The following is an 18,404-nucleotide window of genomic DNA, read 5'->3' as shown; positions in this document are numbered from 1 at the left end:
CTGCAAGGCAGTCGCCTTTATCCCTGGCGAAACTCGTGGGCAACGCAGTGGCGCAGTACGCCTTCCTCGAAGTCCAGAAAACCCGCTTCACGCTGGGTGATCAGGTAATACAGCAGGGTGTCGAGCGTTCGTGCCGGTGGGATGGCGATCGCCAGCATCTTCACCGCAGGTTCGCTTTCACAGGTGCACCCGAATTCCACCAAGGCTTCGCTGACCTGCTCCAGTGTCTCGGGCGGCTTGACCCGAACCCGGAACACCGAGCTGCCACTGCTGCGCAGCAAACGGGCGAACCAGTGCTGGCCAGCCTCTTCATGGGTGCAGATCACGTCACCTGGGGCGATGCCGTAGACATGAAACGGGATGTTGTCGATCACGTAACCGTCTTCGACGGCCTTGGCCCATAGCCCTTCCACCGATGCCGGCGGATAGCCATTGGCGTCCTGCTGCAGCGGGAACAGCACTTTTTTGTAGACGCTGTTCATGCAGCGCCCCGGCGCCGTGCCGGGCGCAGGACCAGCCACAAAGCCACGCCGATCAGCAGGCCGCCGTACAGGTGGGCCATCGACAACGGCTCATTCAGCAGCCAGGCTCCCCACAGCACGCCGAACACGGGGATCATGAAGGTCACGGTACTGGCTTTGACCGGGCCGATTTCGGCCAGTAGGCGGAAGTACAGGATGTAGGCGAACGCCGTGCACAACAGGCCAAGCCCCACCAGCGAGCCCCAGACCGGCCAGCCGCCCCAGCTGGCCGGTGGCTGGGTAAGCACGCTCCAGGCGAACAACGGGGTAAGCAGCAGGGTCGCACCGAGCATGCTGCCCAGGGCCGACAGGCGGCTGTCCAGGCCGCTGACCCAGCGGCGGGCCAGGTAGCCGGCAAACCCATAGCAGGTCGTGGCCGCCAGGCACGCCAGGGCGCCTTGCAAGAGGGCTGCATCCAGGGCAACAGGCCCCGCGCCGCTCAGGATACCCACGCCGAACAGGCCCAGGAAAATGCCGCTCAACTTGGCCAACGTCATGGGTTCCTTGAAGAACAACACGCCGATCAGCACGCCCATCAAAGGGGTCGTGGCATTGAAGATGGCCGAATAACCGGCCGGCAGCACCTGGGCTGCCACCGAGTAGAAGGTGGCCGGAATGCCCGAGTTGATCATGCCCAGCACCAGGCAGGCGCCTAACTTACCCTGGAAATCCCAGCGTACGCGCGCTGCGCCCAGCAGCGCGATCAAGCCCAGGCAGGCGATGGAGACACGGAAGAAGGCCGTTGGCACGGTGCCCAGTACAGGGGCGATGATGCGCATGAACAGAAAGCTCGCGCCCCATACGGCAGCAAGGGTCAGCAGGCGGGCTAGGGCGGTGGGGCTCACGACGGTCTCCGGGGGCTTGGCAGGGGCGCGAGTGTACGTCAGCAGGCCGGCGGATTCTTGCGCTTTCTTGCCCAGCGAAGTTCAGTCAGTGTCCTGCCATAGCCTGTTCAAGCCCCGCGCAGGCACTTCAAGGCGCTGAAGTCGCTGCGCACCTTGGTCAGCCGATCCAGCAGCACCTGGCGCTGGGCGGGAGTGCTCTGCTGCATCAGGTCCACCACCAGGCTGCGTGCTTGCTGCTCGGTGTTCTGGAAGGCCCGGCGATAGTCGGCCGTCCATAGGCTTTCCTTGTTCTGCAGCAAGGTCGCGACCCGTGCCGGGAAGCCTGACTCGTGCCGTTGTTCCACCGCCAACAGCAGTTGCTGCTGCCAATGGGCCCGGTTGCGTATCCACTCGCTGTTCTGGTCACCCAACGCGCGGGACCAGGCGCCAACCCGTTGCCGCTGTGTCTCGGTCAGCTCGCCGAACCAAGGCTTGAGGCGTTTTTCCATGCGCTCGGCGCGCTCGCTGATCTGGCGGGGCAGGGGCGTATCGACATATTCTTTGCGCCGCTCGGCAATATCGTCACGAAACGCATCGCGCATCTCCGCCACCTGCGCATCGCTCATGCCTTGCAGCAACTCGGTGGCCGACGGCGTGATTTCGGCCGCGACCCGGCCAATCGCCTCGCGGGCCTCCTCGGTGCGCTGCTGCAGCGCCTGGTCGGTGACTTGGTTATCGGCCACCATGGTGCGCAGGCGGTCCAGCCAGTCGAGGTAGCCGGGCAGTTGCGTCTGGCAGTGCCACGCCAGGTGCTGCCTGAGGCGATCATCGAGCAGGGTTTTCTGCTCGCGGTTCATGTCCAGGTAGTCGCCCAGCGACCAGGGCACCAGGCGATCGAGGTTGCGATAGGCCAGGTCGATGCGGCTGCAGGCGCCCAGCATCAGGGCGAAACCCAGGCAGATCGACAGGACTTTGAGCAGGCGTGCAGGCATGTGCGGGTCCTTGCAGTGGCAGCCAAGGGGTAGACGCAGCACGAGACCTGCGGTTCCACCGGATGGCACGTGGAAGCGTGAGCGGCGATGAACCGACCGCAGGCTTTGACACCAGGGCGGGTCTATCCGGAAAATAGCCGCCTTGACTTGAGGATGTTCGAAAATGGCTCTGCTTGGGCGTTACAACAGTTTGCAAATTGTTAAGCACGTGGACTTCGGCCTATACCTGGACGGCGGTGCCGACGGGGAAATCCTGCTGCCGTCCCGTTACATTCCCAAGGGTGCCGAGACCGAAGTCGATGACTGGCTGAACGTGTTCATCTACCTCGATAGCGAAGACCAGCTGATTGCCACCACCGAGAAGCCCAAGGTGCAGGTGGGCGAGTTCGCCAGCCTCAAGGTCAAGGACATCAACGGTGCGGGTATCTTCCTGGACTGGGGCCTGTCCAAGGACCTGCTGATGCCCTATTCCGAAGAAGCACGGCCGCTGAAGATCGGTGACTATTGCGTGGTGCACGTGTACCTGGACAAGCGCACCCGCCGCATCACCGCCACCTCGCGCCTGGACCGTTACCTCGACACCACGCCTGCAGACTACAAACCTGGTCAGCCGGTTGAGCTGCTGGTGGCCGGCGAAACGCCGATGGGGTTCAAGGCCATCATCAACAACCGTCACTGGGGCTTGATTCACAAGAACGAGGTGTTCAAGTTCCTGCGCTCAGGCATGCACGAGCAGGGTTACATCAAGGAAGTGCGGGCCGACGGCAAGGTTTCGCTCAGCTTGCAGCCGGTGGGCGCTGCGCTGTCCGACAGCTTGCAGGAGCAGATCATGGCGCGCCTTGACGCCGAGGGTGGGGTGTTGCCTGTTTCGGACAAGAGCGACCCTGCCTTGATCAGCAAGCTGTTCAATGTCAGCAAGGGCAATTTCAAGAAGGCCATTGGCGGGCTGTTCAAGCAGGGCCGCATCGTCATCCATGACGACCGGATCGAGAAAGCCTGATCAGCCCTGCACGAAGGTGTTGAAGTCCAGCTGATCGCCACCGGGGCGCGTGTCGCGCAGCAACGAGTCGCGGTCAGCGCTCAGGGCCAGGCTGATGGTGGAGCGACGCTTGCCAGGGTTGCGCACTTCCATCTGCTCTTGGTGGGCCCGCAGGAAGTTGATCGGCACCTTCAGGTGCTGAAGTTCATCGGTCAGCGGGGTATGCAGCAGCAGGTTGACCCAGTCGGGCTGGCCTTTGCGAAGCAAGGCCACCGGGACCTCGAACCACCACAGGTTGCGCTTGGGGTCGAGAATGGCGAACAGCGTATTGGCACTGGTCAGCACCGGGCGCGCCAGTGCGCTGTTGCGTCGGGCGATGGCAGCGGGTTTGTCGAGTTTCATGCAGGTTCCTGCGGGTCGAAGCCTTCAAAGGCCGCATTGTGAGGGGTGGCACCTTGGCGGGCAAGGTTTCAGGCCCTGATCCCCGCATTTACGCCTACGCCTTTCAACCGTTTGGCTTGTTGACGCAAATTTCTTGAAACTCCTGTGCAAGCGGCTGGGTCAACCTTCTGTCGGCACGATACGCGTGCTACATCACAGGAGTTTTGCCATGAGCGGTACTGGAGACAAAATTAAAGGTATGGCCAACGAGGCAATGGGCAACATCAAGCAAGGTGTTGGCAACCTCACGGACAACGAAAAACTCAAAGGCGAAGGCAAGGCCCAGGAAATCAAGGGCGAAGGCCAGCAGGTCAAAGGCGACGTGAAAAACAAGGCCGAAGACCTGACCAAGTAATGATTCACGCCTGCCGAGCCGTCCTCTGCGCTTCGAAACAGGGGACGGTGACCGGCAGAAGTATTCAAAGCCGTTGCATGACGACCGGGAGCAGCACCCCAAGCGCAGGGTCTATTAGACTGAACGTCAGATCGATCAAGCGGCGAAAGGAGACGCTATGATTTTTTCCGCCTTGCAGGGCTTACCCTTGCACCGCGTACTGGTGCGCACCGTCAACGAATTCCTCGATGACGAGATGTCCACTTATGCTTCGGCATTGGCCTACCAGGCTCTTTTCTCGTTGTTCCCCTTCCTATTGTTTCTCATTGCCCTGATCGGTTTCCTGCACCTGCCAGACTTCTTTTCCTGGCTGCGCTTGCAGTCAGAACTGGTCTTGCCGCCCCAGGCCCTTGAGCAGGTCAACCCGGTCATCGACCAATTGCAGCAGTCCAAGGGTGGTTTGCTGTCGGTGGGTATCGTCATTGCCCTGTGGACGGCCTCGGCCGGCGTGCGCCTGATGATGAGCGCCATGAACGCGGCCTATGATGTACCAGAAGGGCGCCCGGTCTGGAAACGCATCCCGCTGTCGGTGCTGTACACCATCGGGTTGGCAGGCATGCTGCTGGCGGCCGCTGCGCTGATGGTGCTGGGACCGCAGGTCATGGAGTGGATCGCGGCGCAGATTGGCATGGAAGAGTTCATCGTCACCCTGTGGACCATTCTTCGCTGGCCGGTGATCGTGATTCTGCTGATGGTCGCGGTCGCGGTGATCTACTACGTCATGCCCGATGTGGAGCAGAAATTTCGCTTCATCACCCCGGGCTCGGTGCTGGCGGTCGTGGTGTGGATCATCGCGTCGCTAGGCTTTGCCTACTACGTGAAGACGTTCGCAGACTACAACGCCATGTACGGCAGCATCGGGGCGATCATCGTACTGCTGCTGTACTTCTACATCTCGGCTGCTGTGCTGTTGCTGGGCGCAGAGATGAACGCGGTGATCGAGCACATGTCGGCCGAGGGCAAGGACCCAGGCGAAAAAGACTTCGATGGCACCCGCGACGACGAGAAGCCCAAGGTATTGGGCAAGGAACGCCCCGGTGCTGATGAAGCGGCGGGCGTTGAACCTACCCCGCGCTGACCTGCCCCGGTTGGGCGGTGCGCTCCAGCGCTATCAAGGCCTTGCTGCGTTGATAGCGCTGGAACTTGTCATGCAGCGACCGGGGTAGCGCTCCAGCCGGCGCGAACCCCTGGCGTCCGTAATAGAGGGCGAGCGATGGATGGCAAAACAACCATGTGCTGGCGCAGGCGTTCTCCAGGGCCGCTGCGACCAATTGCTCACCCACGCCTTCCGAGCGCCGATCAGGCGCCACGAACAGCCCCGTCAGCCACTGACCACCGTCCACCTCGCTGAGGGACAACCCAGCAATGATGCCCGGCGACCTGGCCACCCAAAACGTGCCCTGCGCAGGGGCGCGCATGCGCGAGCCCTGTTGGCGATAGAAGTGGTCGAGCAGCCGCCGTTCCGGGGCTGAAAGCCGGGTGCAGTGCACTGGCGGCCATGACTGCACGACGGTGCTCAGCTGGCCACGAAGTTCGGCGGGGAAACCAGTTCGACGATTTGCTGCTTGCGCGGTGCCAGGATCTCGGCTTCACCCTCGACGACCAGTTCGTTGTGCTGGTTGTACACGTTGGTGGCGATACGCACTTTGAACTTGGGCAGTTTTTCCAGGATTTCCAGGCGCACCGTCAGGGTGTCGCCGATCTTGACCGGCTTCTGGAAGCTCATCTGCTGGCCCAGGTAGATGGTACCAGGGCCTGGTAACGTGCAGGCCACCGCCGCACTGATCAACGCGCCGCTGAACATGCCATGGGCAATGCGCTCGCGGAACATGCTCTTGGCCGCGAACTCGGCATCCAGGTGCACCGGGTTGTGATCGCCGGACATGGCGGCGAACAGCTGGATGTCGCGCTCCTCGACCAACTTCGTGTATTCGGCTTTCTGGCCGACTTCAAGGGCTTCGTAGGGCGTGTTGCTGAGCTGGGACATCAGGGCTTCCTTAAGCAGTACAGGTCGGATGCCGGTCGCACGCAGGGCGTCGGCCAGACGGGTGAGACGCTTGCCGGGGTCGCCCGGATCACATTTTGCGCCCACGTCAGTGTACCCACAGTCGAGCAAATTGCAGGAAGGGCACAAATAAGATTCACAATGTTAATGGCAGGCGCTGACGGCTGGGCCGTGCCTGGCTTACCTGCTAACGTCGAATCAACGCCTGTGCATCGCCTGCGCGCAGGCACTCGGACTAATCAGGACGCAGTGCAGGTCCCGGCAGAGGAACAACAATAAATGCAAGCCGACTTCTGGAATGACAAGCGCCCGGCGGGCGTGCCTTCCACCTTGGACATGCAAGCCTACGCGTCTGTGGTCGAGGTGTTCGAACGCTCCTGCAAGCGCTTTGCCGATCGCCCGGCCTTCAGCAACCTGGGCGTGACCTTGACCTACGCCGACCTTGATCGCCTGTCGGCTGCCTTCGCCAGCTGGCTGCAGCAACATACCGACCTCAAGCCGGGCGACCGCATCGCGGTGCAGATGCCCAACGTGCTCCAGTACCCCATCGCGGTGTTCGGCGCCATGCGCGCAGGGCTGATCGTGGTCAACACCAATCCGCTGTACACCGAGCGCGAAATGCGGCACCAGTTCAAGGACAGTGGTACCCGGGCCCTGGTGTACATGAACCTGTTCGGCAAGCGTGTGCAGACGGTCCTGCCCGATACCGGTATTGAGTACCTGATCGAAGCGAAGATGGGCGACATGCTGCCCACGCTCAAGGGCTGGCTGGTCAACACCGTGGTCGACAAGGTCAAGAAGATGGTGCCGGCCTATGCGCTGCCCCAGGCTGTGTCGTTCAAGCAGGTGCTGCGCCAGGGCCGCGGTGGCGTGCCCCAGCCTGTGCCCTTGGGCCTGGGTGACATCGCCGTGCTGCAGTACACCGGCGGCACGACGGGGCTGGCCAAGGGCGCAATGCTCACCCACGGCAACCTGGTGGCGAACATGCTGCAGGTGCTGGCGTGCTTCTCCCAACATGGGCCGGACGGGCAGAAGCTGCTCAAGGACGGCGAAGAGGTGATGATCGCGCCGTTACCGCTCTACCACATCTATGCTTTCACTGCGAACTGCATGTGCATGATGGTCACCGGCAACCACAACGTATTGATCACCAACCCGCGGGACATACCTGGCTTCATCAAGGAGCTGGGCAAGTGGCGGTTTTCTGCGTTGCTGGGCCTCAACACCCTGTTCGTCGCGCTGATGGACCACCCCGGCTTCCGCCAGCTCGATTTCTCCGCACTCAAGGTCACCAATTCCGGCGGCACCGCCCTGGTCAAGGCCACGGCAGAGCGCTGGGAACAGCTGACAGGCTGCCGCATCGTCGAAGGGTACGGCCTGACCGAAACGTCCCCCGTGGCCAGCACCAACCCCTATGGCACGCTGGCGCGGCTGGGTACGGTGGGCATCCCGGTGGTGGGCACGGCCTTCAAGGTGATCGACGCCGACGGTAACGAGCTGGCGCTGGGGGAACCCGGCGAGCTGTGCATCAAAGGCCCGCAGGTCATGAAGGGCTACTGGCAGCAACCCGAGGCCACGGCCGAGGCACTGGACGCCGAAGGCTGGTTCAAGACCGGTGACATTGCCGTGATCGACCCGGACGGCTTTACCCGCATCGTCGACCGCAAGAAGGACATGATCATCGTGTCTGGCTTCAACGTATACCCCAACGAAGTCGAAGAGGTGGTGATGGGCCATCCCAAGGTGGCCAACTGTGCCGCCATCGGCGTGCCGGACGAACGTTCCGGCGAAGCGGTGAAGCTGTTCGTGGTGCCGCGCGAGGGTGGTGTGGATGTCGAGGAGCTCAAGGCCTACTGCAAGGCCAACCTCACCGGCTACAAGGTGCCCAAGCACATCGTGCTGCGCGAGGCGCTGCCGATGACGCCCGTGGGCAAGATCCTGCGGCGCGAACTGCGCGACGCCAGCTAGATCGGTAGCCTGCGGTGAGAACGTGGTGCCGTGCGCCAGGGCCTCTGGCACGGCACATCCTGCTGGACGCCCAGGCTAATTAAGTCAAATACTCTAAACGTGACCCGAAGCATTCTTTGAGTCACTTTTGTGACTGTCAAGCCCGCTTTGGGCTCTAGTAGACCCTCGGCAAAGCTGCTACTCTCGGCCCGCTTTCAGATGATCTGGTTTGCATCAGGCCGTCATCTCATATCAATAATAAACGCCTCGACGCGTGAAACGAACTTCGCTGTTGCTGAAGGAGTGGGCTTGCATGATCGACCATTTTTGGAAGGACAAGTATCCGGCCGGTATCGCGGCGCAGATCGATCCCGACGAATTCCCCAACATCCAGGCGGTACTCAAGCAATCCTGCCAGCGCTTCGCCGACAAACCGGCCTTCAGCAACCTGGGCAAGACCCTCACTTACGGTGAGTTGTATACCCTGTCCGGTGCCTTTGCCGCCTGGTTGCAGCAGCATACCGACCTAAAGCCCGGTGACCGTATCGCGGTGCAGTTGCCTAATGTGCTGCAGTACCCAGTGGCGGTGTTCGGTGCCATGCGCGCCGGCTTGATCGTCGTGAACACCAACCCGCTGTACACCGCCCGGGAAATGGAGCACCAGTTCAAGGACTCCGGCGCCAAGGCGTTGGTGTGTCTGGCGAACATGGCGCACCTGGCCGAGAAGGTGGTGCCCAAGACCCAGGTCAAGCACATCATCGTCACCGAGGTGGCAGACCTGCTGCCCCCGCTCAAGCGGCTGCTGATCAACAGCGTGATCAAGTACGTCAAGAAGATGGTGCCGGCCTATCACCTGCCCAGCGCCGTGCGTTTCAACGATGCCCTGGCCCTGGGCAAGGGCCAGCCGGTGACCGAGGCCAACCCGCAGGCCGATGACGTGGCCGTGTTGCAATACACCGGCGGTACCACCGGTGTGGCCAAAGGCGCCATGCTGACTCACCGCAACCTGGTGGCCAACATGCTGCAGTGCCGGGCGCTGATGGGCTCGAACCTGCAGGAAGGGTGCGAGATCCTCATCACCCCGCTGCCGCTATACCACATCTACGCCTTCACCTTCCATTGCATGGCCATGATGCTGATCGGCAACCACAACGTGCTGATCAGCAACCCCCGCGACCTGTCCGCCATGGTCAAGGAGCTGGGCAAGTGGAAGTTCACGGGCTTCGTGGGCCTCAATACGCTGTTCGTGGCGCTGTGCAACAGCGATGCGTTCCGCGCCCTGGACTTCTCGGCCTTGAAGATCACCCTGTCCGGCGGCATGGCGCTGCAACTGAGCGTTGCCGAGCGTTGGCGTACGGTGACCGGTTGCGCCATCTGCGAAGGATACGGCATGACCGAAACCAGCCCGGTGGCCGCCGTGAACCCGGCGCAGGCCAACCAGGTGGGCACCATTGGCATTCCGGTGCCGTCCACGCTGTGCAAGATCGTCGACGACGCCGGCAACGAGCTGCCCTTGGGCGAAGTGGGCGAACTCTGCGTCAAGGGCCCTCAGGTGATGAAAGGCTACTGGCAGCGCGAGGAGGCCACCGCCGAGATTCTCGACAGCGACGGCTGGCTCAAGACCGGCGACATCGCTCTGATCCAGCCCGACGGCTACATGCGTATCGTCGACCGCAAGAAGGACATGATTCTGGTGTCCGGCTTCAACGTCTACCCCAATGAACTCGAAGACGTGCTGGCGGCGGTGCCCGGCGTGTCGCAGTGTGCGGCCATCGGCATTCCGGATGAGAAATCCGGCGAGCTCATCAAGGTCTTCGTCGTGGTCAAACCCGGTATGACCGTGACCAAGGAGCAGGTGATGGAGCACATGCGTGCCAACCTCACCGGTTACAAGGTGCCGCGTCAGGTCGAGTTTCGCGACACCTTGCCGACCACCAATGTCGGCAAGATCCTGCGCCGCGAACTGCGTGACGAAGAGCTCAAGAAGCTCAACCTCAAGAAAAGCGCCTGACCTGGCGTGCACCGCCCGCAATCGCCTTGCAGCCCTTTTGATGAGGCCGCGCAGGGCGATTGACGGGCCTGGGCTTCAGCGCAGTTTTTCCAGCATCTGGTAGTACCACATGCCCGCCGCCAAGAGCGGGTTGCCCAACACGTCCCCCATCGGCACACGCACATGCTTGCACTGGGCGAAGGTGTCGAATTTCTCCAGCGTGCCCGTCAGGGCTTGCGCCATGATTTCGCCCATGATGTGACTGGTGGCGATGCCGTGCCCGGAATACCCTTGGCAGTACCAGACATGGTCCGAAAGCTTGCCCACTTGGGGAATCCGGTTGACCACGATGCCCATGGCGCAGCTCCACTGGAACGCGATGGGCACGCCCTTCAAGGCTGGGAAGGTGCGCTCGATGCAGGGGCGCAGTTCAGCCTCGATATCCCGCGAGTCGCGCCCTGAGTAGTTGGCGCCGCCGCCGAACAGCAGGCGCTTGTCGGCCGTCAGGCGGTAGTAGTCCAGCACGAACCGGCAATCGTAGACGGCCAGGTCATGCGGGTTGATCTGCGCTGCCAGCTCGCCCAGTGGCGCCGTGGTGACGATGCCGCCCATGGCCGGGAATATCTTGCCCTTGAGCTGGCGCTTTTCCAGCTTGTGGTAGACATCGCCCGCCAGCATGACTTGGCGCGCGTCTACACGCCCATGGGCCGTCACCACGGCAGGGCGGGCGCCGTGGATGATTTCCAGCACTTCGGTCTGCTCGAAGATCAGCGCGCCCAGGCCGTGGGCGGCGCGGGCTTCGCCCAGGCACAGGTTCAGCGGGTGCAGGTGCAGGTTGCGACGGTTCTTGAGGGCGCCCAGATACAGGGGGCTTTGCAGGTGCTCGGCCATCGCCTGGCGGTCGAGCAGTTCGACCTGATCCCCCATGCCATAGCGCTGTGCCTGGGCCTCGAAAGCCCGTAGCTCGTCCAGGTGCGAGGGCTTCATGGCCGCGTGCAGGTGACCGTGCTTGAGGTCGCAGTCGATGCCATAGCGGGCCACCCGTTGCTCGATGATCTGGTGGCCCCGCCAGCGCAGGTGCCAGATGAAATCGTCCACGTCGCTGCCCAGCCGCTTGCGCATCTGTGCACGCATGGCCTCGTCCCCCGACAGGCTGCCGGTCACTTGCCCGCCATTGCGCCCGCTGGCGCCCCAGCCCACCCGGTTGGCCTCGACCACCGCGACCTTCAGGCCGCGTTCGGCCAGCTCCACAGCCGTTGCCAAGCCGGTGAAGCCCGCGCCGATGATTGCCACGTCCACCTGTACGGTGCCCTTGAGCTGGGGGTAGGTGGTGGGGTCGTTGAGGGTGGCGGTGTAGTAGGACGGTGCACGTTGCGCCGGGTCTTTGTTGACTGCTGCGTTCATGGGTAATCCTTGTTCTGTATGGGGCTCAGGCCTGGTGCAGGTACCAGCGCCAGTCCTGTTCGCTGACTTCGGCCATGAATTGACGGTACTCGGCGCGCTTGACCTTCAGGTACACGCCAAGAAACGCATCGCCCAATGCATCGCGGGCCCAAGTGGACTGCTCCAGGGCCTGCAGCGCGGTGAGCCAGTCAGTTGGCAGGTGTTCGGTCGCCTGGGCATAACCGTTGCCCTGAATCGGCGCGCCTGGGTCGAGCTGATCACGTATGCCGGTGTGACTGGCGGCCAAAATGGCGGCGGCAGCCAGATACGGGTTGGCGTCGGCCCCGCAGATACGGTGCTCTACATGCCGGCTGTTGGCCGGTCCGCCCGGCACCCGCAGGCTGACTGTGCGGTTGTCCACGCCCCAGGTGGGCGACAGGGGCGCGTAGCTGTTGGCCTGGAAGCGGCGGAAGGAGTTGGCGTTGGGGCAAAACAGCAGCAGCGACTCGTGCAGGTGCTGCAACATGCCGGCCACTGCCTGGCGCAGCAGCGGTGTGCCGGCCGGGTCTTTGCTGGCGAACAGGTTACGGCCGGCGCTGTCGGCCAGGCTCAGGTGCATGTGCATGCCAGTGCCGGCCAGGTGGCCGAACGGCTTGGCCATGAAGCAGGCCTGCATGCCGTGGGCGTGGGCGACGCCTTTGACCAAGCGCTTGTAGCGTACCGCCTGATCCATCGCCTGCAGCGCATCACCGTGTTCGAGGGTGATTTCCACCTGGCCTGGGGCGTATTCCGAAATGGCCGTGCGCGCGGGTATGCCTTGCGCCTTGCAGGCTGCGTACAGGTCTGCCAGGAACGGCTCGATCTGCTCCAGCTCCCGCAGCCCATACACCTGAGTGCTGCGAGGGCGTCCGCCGTCCCGGTCGAGCGCCGGCTGTGGATGGCCGTGCGCATCGCGCTGCTGGTCGAGCAGGTAGAACTCCAGTTCGCAGGCCATCACGGGGTGATAACCATCGGCCTTCAGGGCGTCGACGGTGCGCAACAGTACATGACGAGGGTCGGCCACGCTGGCAGGCAGGCCTTGGCGCGGGTGCATGCTCACTTGCAGCGCTGCGGTCGGCACCCGGCGCCAGGGCAGGCGAACCAGGCTGCCATCGAGTGGGTAGGCGCGGCAATCGATGTCGCCGACATCCCAGACCAGGCCCGAATCTTCCACGTCGTCGCCGTTTACGGTAAGGCCGAGAATGGTGCTGGGTAATGGCCGACCGGTCTGGTATACGGCCAGCAGTTCATCACGGTGCAGCAGCTTGCCGCGTGGCACGCCGTTGGCGTCGAGGATGAACAGTTCGAACAGATCGATATCGGGGTTGGCGGCCAGGAACTGGCTGGCCTGATCCACAGGTGCAAAGTGCATAATCATTCGCTCGCGAACGCTCAGGCCTCTGCCTGTGCAGGCGGCCTGGCTGGGTCAAACGGCCCTAAACAGGCCGGGTGAGGTCATGCAGGCATGAGCGAGGTGTCGGGCGGGCGGGCGTGACGGCAGTGCCACAATGCCCAGAAGGCGAGGATGACATGCACCAGCGGATTCTCGCCGCACAGCGTCTGGGGCTTCGACGGCGAAGGGCGTTTGGACGATGGTGGGCTGGGCAGGGCGGGAATCATGCATTCGATACTCACATGTCGGTTGTGGAGAATTAAAGTAGTGAATGGCAACCTTTGCATCGGGATTGGCTAAACATTTGCCTGGGGCGCAAATGGTTAGGGTCCAGTGCTCAGTGGTCGAGCTCGCTATCTGCGCACCCACGAACCTTGCCGTATCATTGCCGTTGTCGTTGCCGTTGCCGTTGTCGTTGCTTTGGTTTTTGCTTTTGCTTCTAAGCGCGCGGTAGTCCAGGCAACACAGATCGCGACTTCAGGAGGCCGAGCGCAGGGCTTGCGGAGGGAGGTGACGGGCATGGATGCCCGTCAAGCGCTGGGCCCCAGGATGGGGCCTGCAGCGCGGTCCTCCCGGGAGCAAGCCCGGAGCGAGGGAACCCCGGAGCGTAGCGTAGGGGCCGGATGATAGGAGCAGGCGGTTTTTGCTTACTTTTTGACAAGACAAAAAGTGAGCCGCCGTAAGGGCGGAAAGGTGACTGTGCGCCACCCGCGCCAATGAATACCAACTTGCTGTATGCGCCCACGCTTTGAAGTTTGAAGTTTGAAGTTTGATTGCATTGGTGTGGGTGTTGATATTGAGCATAGTCCATTTGCGATGGGGACGCTTAATCACCTTTTCGCCCTTACGGCGAGTTACTTTTTGTCAAACGCCACAAAAAGTAACCAAAAAAGGCTGCGCTCCATTCATACGGCCCCTACGCTGCGCTTCGGGGTTCCCTCACTCCGGTCTTGCTCCCGGGAGGACCGCGCTGTAGGCCCCATCCTGGGGCCCAGCGCTTGACAGGCATCCATGCCTGTCACCTCCCTCCGCAAGACCTGCGTTCGGCCTTCTGAAGTCGCGAAGATCAAGATCAAGATCAAGATCAACAGCAACAGCAACAGCAACAGCAACAGCAACAGCAACAGCAACAGCAACAGCAACAGCAACAGCAACAGCAACAGCAACAGCAACAGCAACAGCAACAGCAACAGCAACAGCAACAGCAACAGCAACAGCAACAGCAACAGCAGAGTAGGGCGGAGTGAGTGGCTTGGCAAGATCTCTGGAAGTTACCAAGGTTGCCAGGTTGCACTCATTCAATATTGAAAATGATTGATTGAAACACTGGGCGCAGTATTAAACCCTGTAGCAGATTACTGGAAATCCACCGATGCCCACACCCGTCGCACGCGTACAACCCCCGGGTATATGTAGTCTGAAGTCCGATTCACCGATTGCTCGGTACGCGATGTGCTGAGCTCTGAGGGAGGGCCACCTCTGTCTGCACACGATCAGGCAGAAACTCCCCTCGAACCCCACCTCCGTCATCCGCTTTGTTGCGCAATCGGTAAAACACCGTTGCATCTAAGACTAAGGTCGTCTGGTTGCCGTCCAACAGCCGCATAAAGTAAGGACGTGGGTTACATTCCCTCTCTGTGCTGCTAGGACAAAAACAATGAACGACAGCATTTACCTCTCGATACAAAACAGCCCCCGTTTCAAGGAGCTGGTCAGCAAGCGCGAACGGTTCGCCTGGATACTCTCGGCGATCATGCTCGGCCTGTACTGCGCTTTCATCCTTCTGATCGCCTACGGTCCCCAGATACTGGGCGCCAAGATCAGCCCTGAGTCATCGATCACCTGGGGCATTCCCCTGGGCGTCGGGCTGATCATCTCGGCATTTGTCCTGACCGCCATCTACGTGCGCCGAGCCAACGGCGAATTCGATGAGCTGAACAAGGCCATCCTGAAGGAGGCGCAACAATGATTCGTCATGCCAAGACACTGGCCGTTCTGGCCTGCGGCGTCTTCGCACCCGCCGTGTGGGCTGCCGATGCCCTGACCGGCGAGGTGCAGAAACAACCGCTGAACGTTTCTGCCATCGCCATGTTCGTGGCGTTCGTGGCTTTCACCCTGGGCATCACCTACTGGGCCTCCAAGCGCAACAAATCCGCCTCGGACTACTACGCTGCCGGTGGTCGCATCACCGGGTTCCAGAACGGCTTGGCCATCGCCGGGGACTACATGTCGGCAGCCTCGTTCCTGGGTATTTCCGCACTGGTGTTCACCTCCGGCTACGATGGCCTCATCTACTCCATCGGCTTCCTGGTAGGCTGGCCGATCATCCTCTTCCTGATCGCCGAACGCCTGCGCAACCTGGGCAAGTACACCTTCGCCGATGTGGCCTCCTATCGCCTGGGGCAAAAGCAGATCCGCACCCTGTCGGCCTCAGGCTCGCTGGTGGTGGTGGCCTTCTACCTGATTGCGCAGATGGTCGGTGCAGGCAAGTTGATCGAACTGCTGTTCGGCCTGGACTACCACGTGGCCGTGATCCTGGTCGGTATCCTGATGTGCCTGTACGTGCTGTTCGGCGGCATGCTGGCCACCACCTGGGTACAGATCATCAAGGCGGTGCTGTTGCTGTCGGGTGCAAGCTTCATGGCGCTGATGGTGATGAAGCACGTGGGCTTTGACTTCAACACCCTGTTCTCCGAAGCCATCAAGGTGCATGCCAAGGGCGAGGCCATCATGAGCCCCGGCGGTCTGGTCAAAGACCCCATCTCGGCCTTCTCGCTGGGCCTGGCCTTGATGTTCGGTACGGCTGGCCTGCCACACATCCTGATGCGCTTCTTCACCGTCAGCGATGCCAAGGAAGCCCGCAAGAGCGTGCTCTATGCCACAGGTTTCATCGGTTACTTCTACATCCTGACCTTCATCATCGGCTTCGGCGCCATCCTGTTGGTCAGCACCAACCCGGACTTCAAGGACGCCGCCGGCGCCTTGCTGGGCGGTAACAACATGGCCGCCGTGCACCTGGCCAATGCGGTTGGCGGAAGTGTGTTCCTGGGCTTCATCTCGGCCGTGGCCTTCGCCACCATCCTGGCGGTTGTGGCAGGCTTGACCCTGGCGGGTGCCTCGGCGGTGTCCCATGACCTGTACGCCAGCGTGTGGCGCAAGGGCAAGGCCAATGACAAGGACGAAATCCGCGTCTCGAAGATCACCACCGTAGCACTGGGCGTCCTGGCCATTGGCCTGGGCATCCTGTTCGAGAAACAGAACATCGCCTTCATGGTGGGCCTGGCCTTCTCCATTGCGGCCAGCTGCAACTTCCCCGTACTGCTGCTCTCGATGTACTGGAAGAAGTTGACCACCCGTGGCGCCATGATTGGCGGCTGGCTTGGCCTGATCAGCGCGGTGACGCTGATGGTGCTCGGCCCGACCATCTGGGTGCAGATCCTTGGTCACGAGAAAGCGATCTACCCTTACGAGTACCCGGCCTTGTTCTCGATGCTGATTGCCTTCGTGGGTATCTGGTTCTTCTCGATCACCGACAAGTCCACGGCTGCCGAAAACGAGCGGGCGCTGTTCTTCCCGCAGTTCGTACGCTCGCAGACTGGCCTGGGCGCTTCAGGGGCGGTATCGCACTGATTCGCAGGCATGAAAAAACCGCGCCTCGGCGCGGTTTTTTTTGCTGCACTAAATCATGCCGAGTAACAGCAACACCAACAAGATCACCAGCACCACACCGACGATGCCGGACGGGCCATAACCCCAGCTGCGCGAGTGCGGGAACACTGGCAAGCCGCCAATCAACAGGAGGATCAGGATGATGATGAGAATCGTGGTCATGGAGGAGTCCTTGCGTGGTTGAGGGTCAAGGGCCCAGGTTGCCGGCCTCTTGTAACTAATGACCGGCGCCGCTTGTGAAAGATTCCATCGGCGTGTTGGTCATCGCCCCGTCTTTGTGCGCAGCGGGCGGTTCATGGCCGCTCATTCACTTGCCTGATAAGCACCCGCTCTGGGCATAGGCTTGATTAGACTGGGGCCACAACCTCTGAAAAAGGCAGTCGCCATGCACAAGCGCATCATGATCACGGGCGCAGGCTCCGGGCTGGGCCGCGAAATTGCCCTGCGTTGGGCTCGCGAAGGCTGGCGCCTGGCGTTGGCCGACATCAGTGAGGCTGGGCTGCGTCAGACACTGGAAATGGTGCGTGCCGCAGGCAGCGACGGGTTCGTACAACGGTGCGATGTACGTGACTACAGCCAGCTCACCGCGCTGGCCCAGGCCTGCGAGGAGCACTTCGGCGGCATCGATATCATCGTCAATAACGCCGGCGTGGCATCAGGCGGGTTCTTCGCCGAGTTGTCGCTCGAAGACTGGGACTGGCAGATTTCGGTAAACCTCATGGGCGTGGTCAAAGGCTGCAAGGCTTTTCTGCCGCTGCTTGAGCGTAGCAAAGGGCGCATCGTCAACATCGCCTCCATGGCAGCGCTCATGCAGGGCCCCGGCATGAGCAACTACAACGTCGCCAAGGCGGGGGTGCTGGCGCTCTCGGAAAGCCTGCTGGTGGAGCTGCGCCAACTGGGGGTGGGTGTGCACGTGGTCTGCCCGTCATTTTTCCAGACCAATCTGCTGGACTCCTTCCGTGGGCCGGACCCGGCCATGAAAGCGCAGGTCGGCAAGCTGCTGGAAGGCTCGCCCATCAGTGCCAGCGATATCGCCGACTGCATCTACCGCCAGGTGGCTGACGGGCAGTTCCTGATCCTGCCCCACGAAGCGGGCCGTCAGGCCTGGGCGTTGAAATGCCAGGCACCTGAGCGGCTGTACGATGAAATGGCCGACATGGCAGTGAAGATGCGTGCGAAGGCCCGAGCCCGTTAAGGCGTAGGGCGGATCCGTAAGAAAGGTTACCTAGGCGTGTCGGGTCTTTCTGAATGAGGGTGGAAGTATTGAGTAGCCAAATGGCTACGCTGCACGCTCCGGTTTTCCCTTTCGCTGGAGGACCGGAACATGTTGGTAATAGGACGCGAAGTGGGCGAGGTCATCATGATCGGCGATGACATCCGAATCATGGTGGTAGAAACCCGGGACGGGGTGGTGCGCTTCGGTGTCGATGCACCCAGGGAAGTGCCGGTGCACCGCGCCGAGGTCTACAGGCGCATCAAGGAAACGCAATGTGCCAGGGCGCGCAGGGCGAACAAGGCTTCATGAGGCCGACTGGCGTCGACGCGCACGGGCATCATTCCAGCAGTTCGCGGGGCACGTCGTGCTTGGCCAGCAGCTGGCACTGCTGGCTTTCCGGATCGAACAGGATGAACGCCTGCCCCTTGGATAGCGCTTGGCGAACCCTCAGCACACGGGTTTCCAGCGGTGTGTCATCGCCATTGTCGGTGCCGTCGCGGGTGACGAAGTCCTCGATCAGGCGGGTGAGGGTGTCGGCTTGCAGGTGTTCGTAGGGTATCAGCATGGGTAACGTGTCTGAATGAGTTGTAGGCATCCTACGCGATTTCGAT

General features: G+C 61.7%; 20 protein-coding genes. 10 read left to right on the top strand and 10 right to left on the bottom strand.

Features of this window, described 5'->3' with window-relative positions; all coding sequences use genetic code 11:
- Positions 1-17: 17 nt before the first annotated feature.
- The 3 genes from MOP87_RS14845 to MOP87_RS14835 form a co-directional block, all read right to left on the bottom strand.
- Positions 18-482: a DUF4265 domain-containing protein gene (locus MOP87_RS14845; RefSeq protein WP_027915833.1), complete on the bottom strand. Its 465-nt coding sequence runs from the start codon at positions 480-482 to the stop codon at positions 18-20.
- Positions 479-1,366 carry a DMT family transporter gene (locus MOP87_RS14840; protein WP_027915834.1) on the bottom strand — a complete coding sequence of 296 codons (888 nt, stop codon included), beginning with the start codon at positions 1,364-1,366 and terminating at the stop codon, positions 479-481. Before MOP87_RS14840 ends, MOP87_RS14845 begins: the two co-directional genes overlap by 4 nt.
- A gap of 107 nt (positions 1,367-1,473) precedes the next feature.
- Entirely contained in the window at positions 1,474-2,337 is an 864-nt protein-coding gene (locus tag MOP87_RS14835) for a DUF6279 family lipoprotein (RefSeq protein WP_028686825.1), read from the bottom strand.
- A 163-nt stretch (positions 2,338-2,500) separates the two neighbouring features.
- On the opposite strand from MOP87_RS14835, the gene MOP87_RS14830 reads away from it, so the two are divergent.
- Positions 2,501-3,337, top strand: coding sequence for a S1-like domain-containing RNA-binding protein (locus MOP87_RS14830; protein WP_028686824.1), 837 nt, complete (start codon positions 2,501-2,503; stop codon positions 3,335-3,337).
- Here MOP87_RS14830 and MOP87_RS14825 read toward each other — a convergent pair whose 3' ends face one another.
- Positions 3,338-3,718 carry a hypothetical protein gene (locus MOP87_RS14825; protein WP_023534906.1) on the bottom strand — a complete coding sequence of 127 codons (381 nt, stop codon included), beginning with the start codon at positions 3,716-3,718 and terminating at the stop codon, positions 3,338-3,340.
- A gap of 208 nt (positions 3,719-3,926) precedes the next feature.
- Between MOP87_RS14825 and MOP87_RS14820 the strand changes: the two genes are divergently transcribed.
- Positions 3,927-4,112, top strand: coding sequence for a CsbD family protein (locus MOP87_RS14820; RefSeq protein ID WP_088523803.1), 186 nt, complete (start codon positions 3,927-3,929; stop codon positions 4,110-4,112).
- 157 nt (positions 4,113-4,269) lie between these two features.
- Entirely contained in the window at positions 4,270-5,229 is a 960-nt protein-coding gene (locus MOP87_RS14815; RefSeq protein ID WP_027915838.1) for a YihY/virulence factor BrkB family protein, read from the top strand.
- On the opposite strand, the gene MOP87_RS14810 is transcribed toward MOP87_RS14815, so the two are convergent.
- Positions 5,216-5,605 carry a GNAT family N-acetyltransferase gene (locus tag MOP87_RS14810; RefSeq protein WP_232097794.1) on the bottom strand — a complete coding sequence of 130 codons (390 nt, stop codon included), beginning with the start codon at positions 5,603-5,605 and terminating at the stop codon, positions 5,216-5,218. The two genes, MOP87_RS14815 and MOP87_RS14810, sit on opposite strands and share 14 nt — an antisense overlap.
- Positions 5,606-5,667: 62 nt before the next feature.
- A complete protein-coding gene (locus tag MOP87_RS14805; protein WP_028686823.1) occupies positions 5,668-6,138 on the bottom strand; it encodes a MaoC family dehydratase in 471 nt (156 codons plus the stop codon).
- A 297-nt stretch (positions 6,139-6,435) separates the two neighbouring features.
- On the opposite strand from MOP87_RS14805, the gene fadD2 reads away from it, so the two are divergent.
- Entirely contained in the window at positions 6,436-8,124 is a 1,689-nt protein-coding gene (gene fadD2, locus MOP87_RS14800) for a long-chain-fatty-acid--CoA ligase FadD2 (RefSeq protein WP_027915841.1), read from the top strand.
- 292 nt (positions 8,125-8,416) lie between these two features.
- Positions 8,417-10,114 carry a long-chain-fatty-acid--CoA ligase FadD1 gene (gene fadD1, locus MOP87_RS14795; RefSeq protein WP_027915842.1) on the top strand — a complete coding sequence of 566 codons (1,698 nt, stop codon included), beginning with the start codon at positions 8,417-8,419 and terminating at the stop codon, positions 10,112-10,114.
- Between the two features lie 75 nt (positions 10,115-10,189).
- Here fadD1 and MOP87_RS14790 read toward each other — a convergent pair whose 3' ends face one another.
- Together MOP87_RS14790 and MOP87_RS14785 are read right to left on the bottom strand one after the other, a co-directional pair.
- A complete protein-coding gene (locus MOP87_RS14790) occupies positions 10,190-11,497 on the bottom strand; it encodes an FAD-binding oxidoreductase (RefSeq protein WP_027915843.1) in 1,308 nt (435 codons plus the stop codon).
- Positions 11,498-11,522: 25 nt separating this feature from the next.
- Positions 11,523-12,887 (bottom strand): glutamine synthetase family protein, encoded by a 1,365-nt coding sequence (locus MOP87_RS14785; protein ID WP_059183721.1) that lies wholly within the window; start codon positions 12,885-12,887, stop codon positions 11,523-11,525.
- 1,032 nt (positions 12,888-13,919) lie between these two features.
- Between MOP87_RS14785 and MOP87_RS14780 the strand changes: the two genes are divergently transcribed.
- From MOP87_RS14780 to MOP87_RS14770, 3 genes are all read left to right on the top strand, one after another.
- Complete coding sequence (locus tag MOP87_RS14780) at positions 13,920-14,216, top strand: hypothetical protein (RefSeq protein WP_242809740.1); 297 nt, start codon at positions 13,920-13,922, stop codon at positions 14,214-14,216.
- A gap of 349 nt (positions 14,217-14,565) precedes the next feature.
- Entirely contained in the window at positions 14,566-14,877 is a 312-nt protein-coding gene (locus tag MOP87_RS14775) for a DUF485 domain-containing protein (RefSeq protein ID WP_023533810.1), read from the top strand.
- Entirely contained in the window at positions 14,874-16,538 is a 1,665-nt protein-coding gene (locus tag MOP87_RS14770) for a cation acetate symporter (RefSeq protein ID WP_027915845.1), read from the top strand. Before MOP87_RS14775 ends, MOP87_RS14770 begins: the two co-directional genes overlap by 4 nt.
- 48 nt (positions 16,539-16,586) lie before the next feature.
- Here MOP87_RS14770 and MOP87_RS14765 read toward each other — a convergent pair whose 3' ends face one another.
- Positions 16,587-16,739, bottom strand: a complete 153-nt coding sequence (locus tag MOP87_RS14765; RefSeq protein ID WP_012271016.1) for a DUF3309 family protein — start codon at positions 16,737-16,739, stop codon at positions 16,587-16,589.
- A 223-nt stretch (positions 16,740-16,962) separates the two neighbouring features.
- Between MOP87_RS14765 and MOP87_RS14760 the strand changes: the two genes are divergently transcribed.
- Together MOP87_RS14760 and csrA are read left to right on the top strand one after the other, a co-directional pair.
- On the top strand, positions 16,963-17,772 hold the full coding sequence (locus tag MOP87_RS14760) for an SDR family oxidoreductase (RefSeq protein WP_104926452.1): 810 nt from the start codon (positions 16,963-16,965) through the stop codon (positions 17,770-17,772).
- A 129-nt stretch (positions 17,773-17,901) separates the two neighbouring features.
- Complete coding sequence (csrA, locus tag MOP87_RS14755; RefSeq protein WP_059183723.1) at positions 17,902-18,102, top strand: carbon storage regulator CsrA; 201 nt, start codon at positions 17,902-17,904, stop codon at positions 18,100-18,102.
- A gap of 28 nt (positions 18,103-18,130) precedes the next feature.
- On the opposite strand, the gene MOP87_RS14750 is transcribed toward csrA, so the two are convergent.
- Positions 18,131-18,358 (bottom strand): YheU family protein, encoded by a 228-nt coding sequence (locus MOP87_RS14750; RefSeq protein ID WP_027915848.1) that lies wholly within the window; start codon positions 18,356-18,358, stop codon positions 18,131-18,133.
- Positions 18,359-18,404: the final 46 nt, after the last annotated feature.

It is taken from the genome of Pseudomonas sp. I3-I5 (assembly GCF_022699445.1).
Taxonomy (GTDB): domain Bacteria; phylum Pseudomonadota; class Gammaproteobacteria; order Pseudomonadales; family Pseudomonadaceae; genus Aquipseudomonas; species Aquipseudomonas fulva.
The sequence above is the reverse complement of the archived record's forward strand: the minus strand, read 5'-3'. Positions and strand labels throughout refer to the sequence as shown.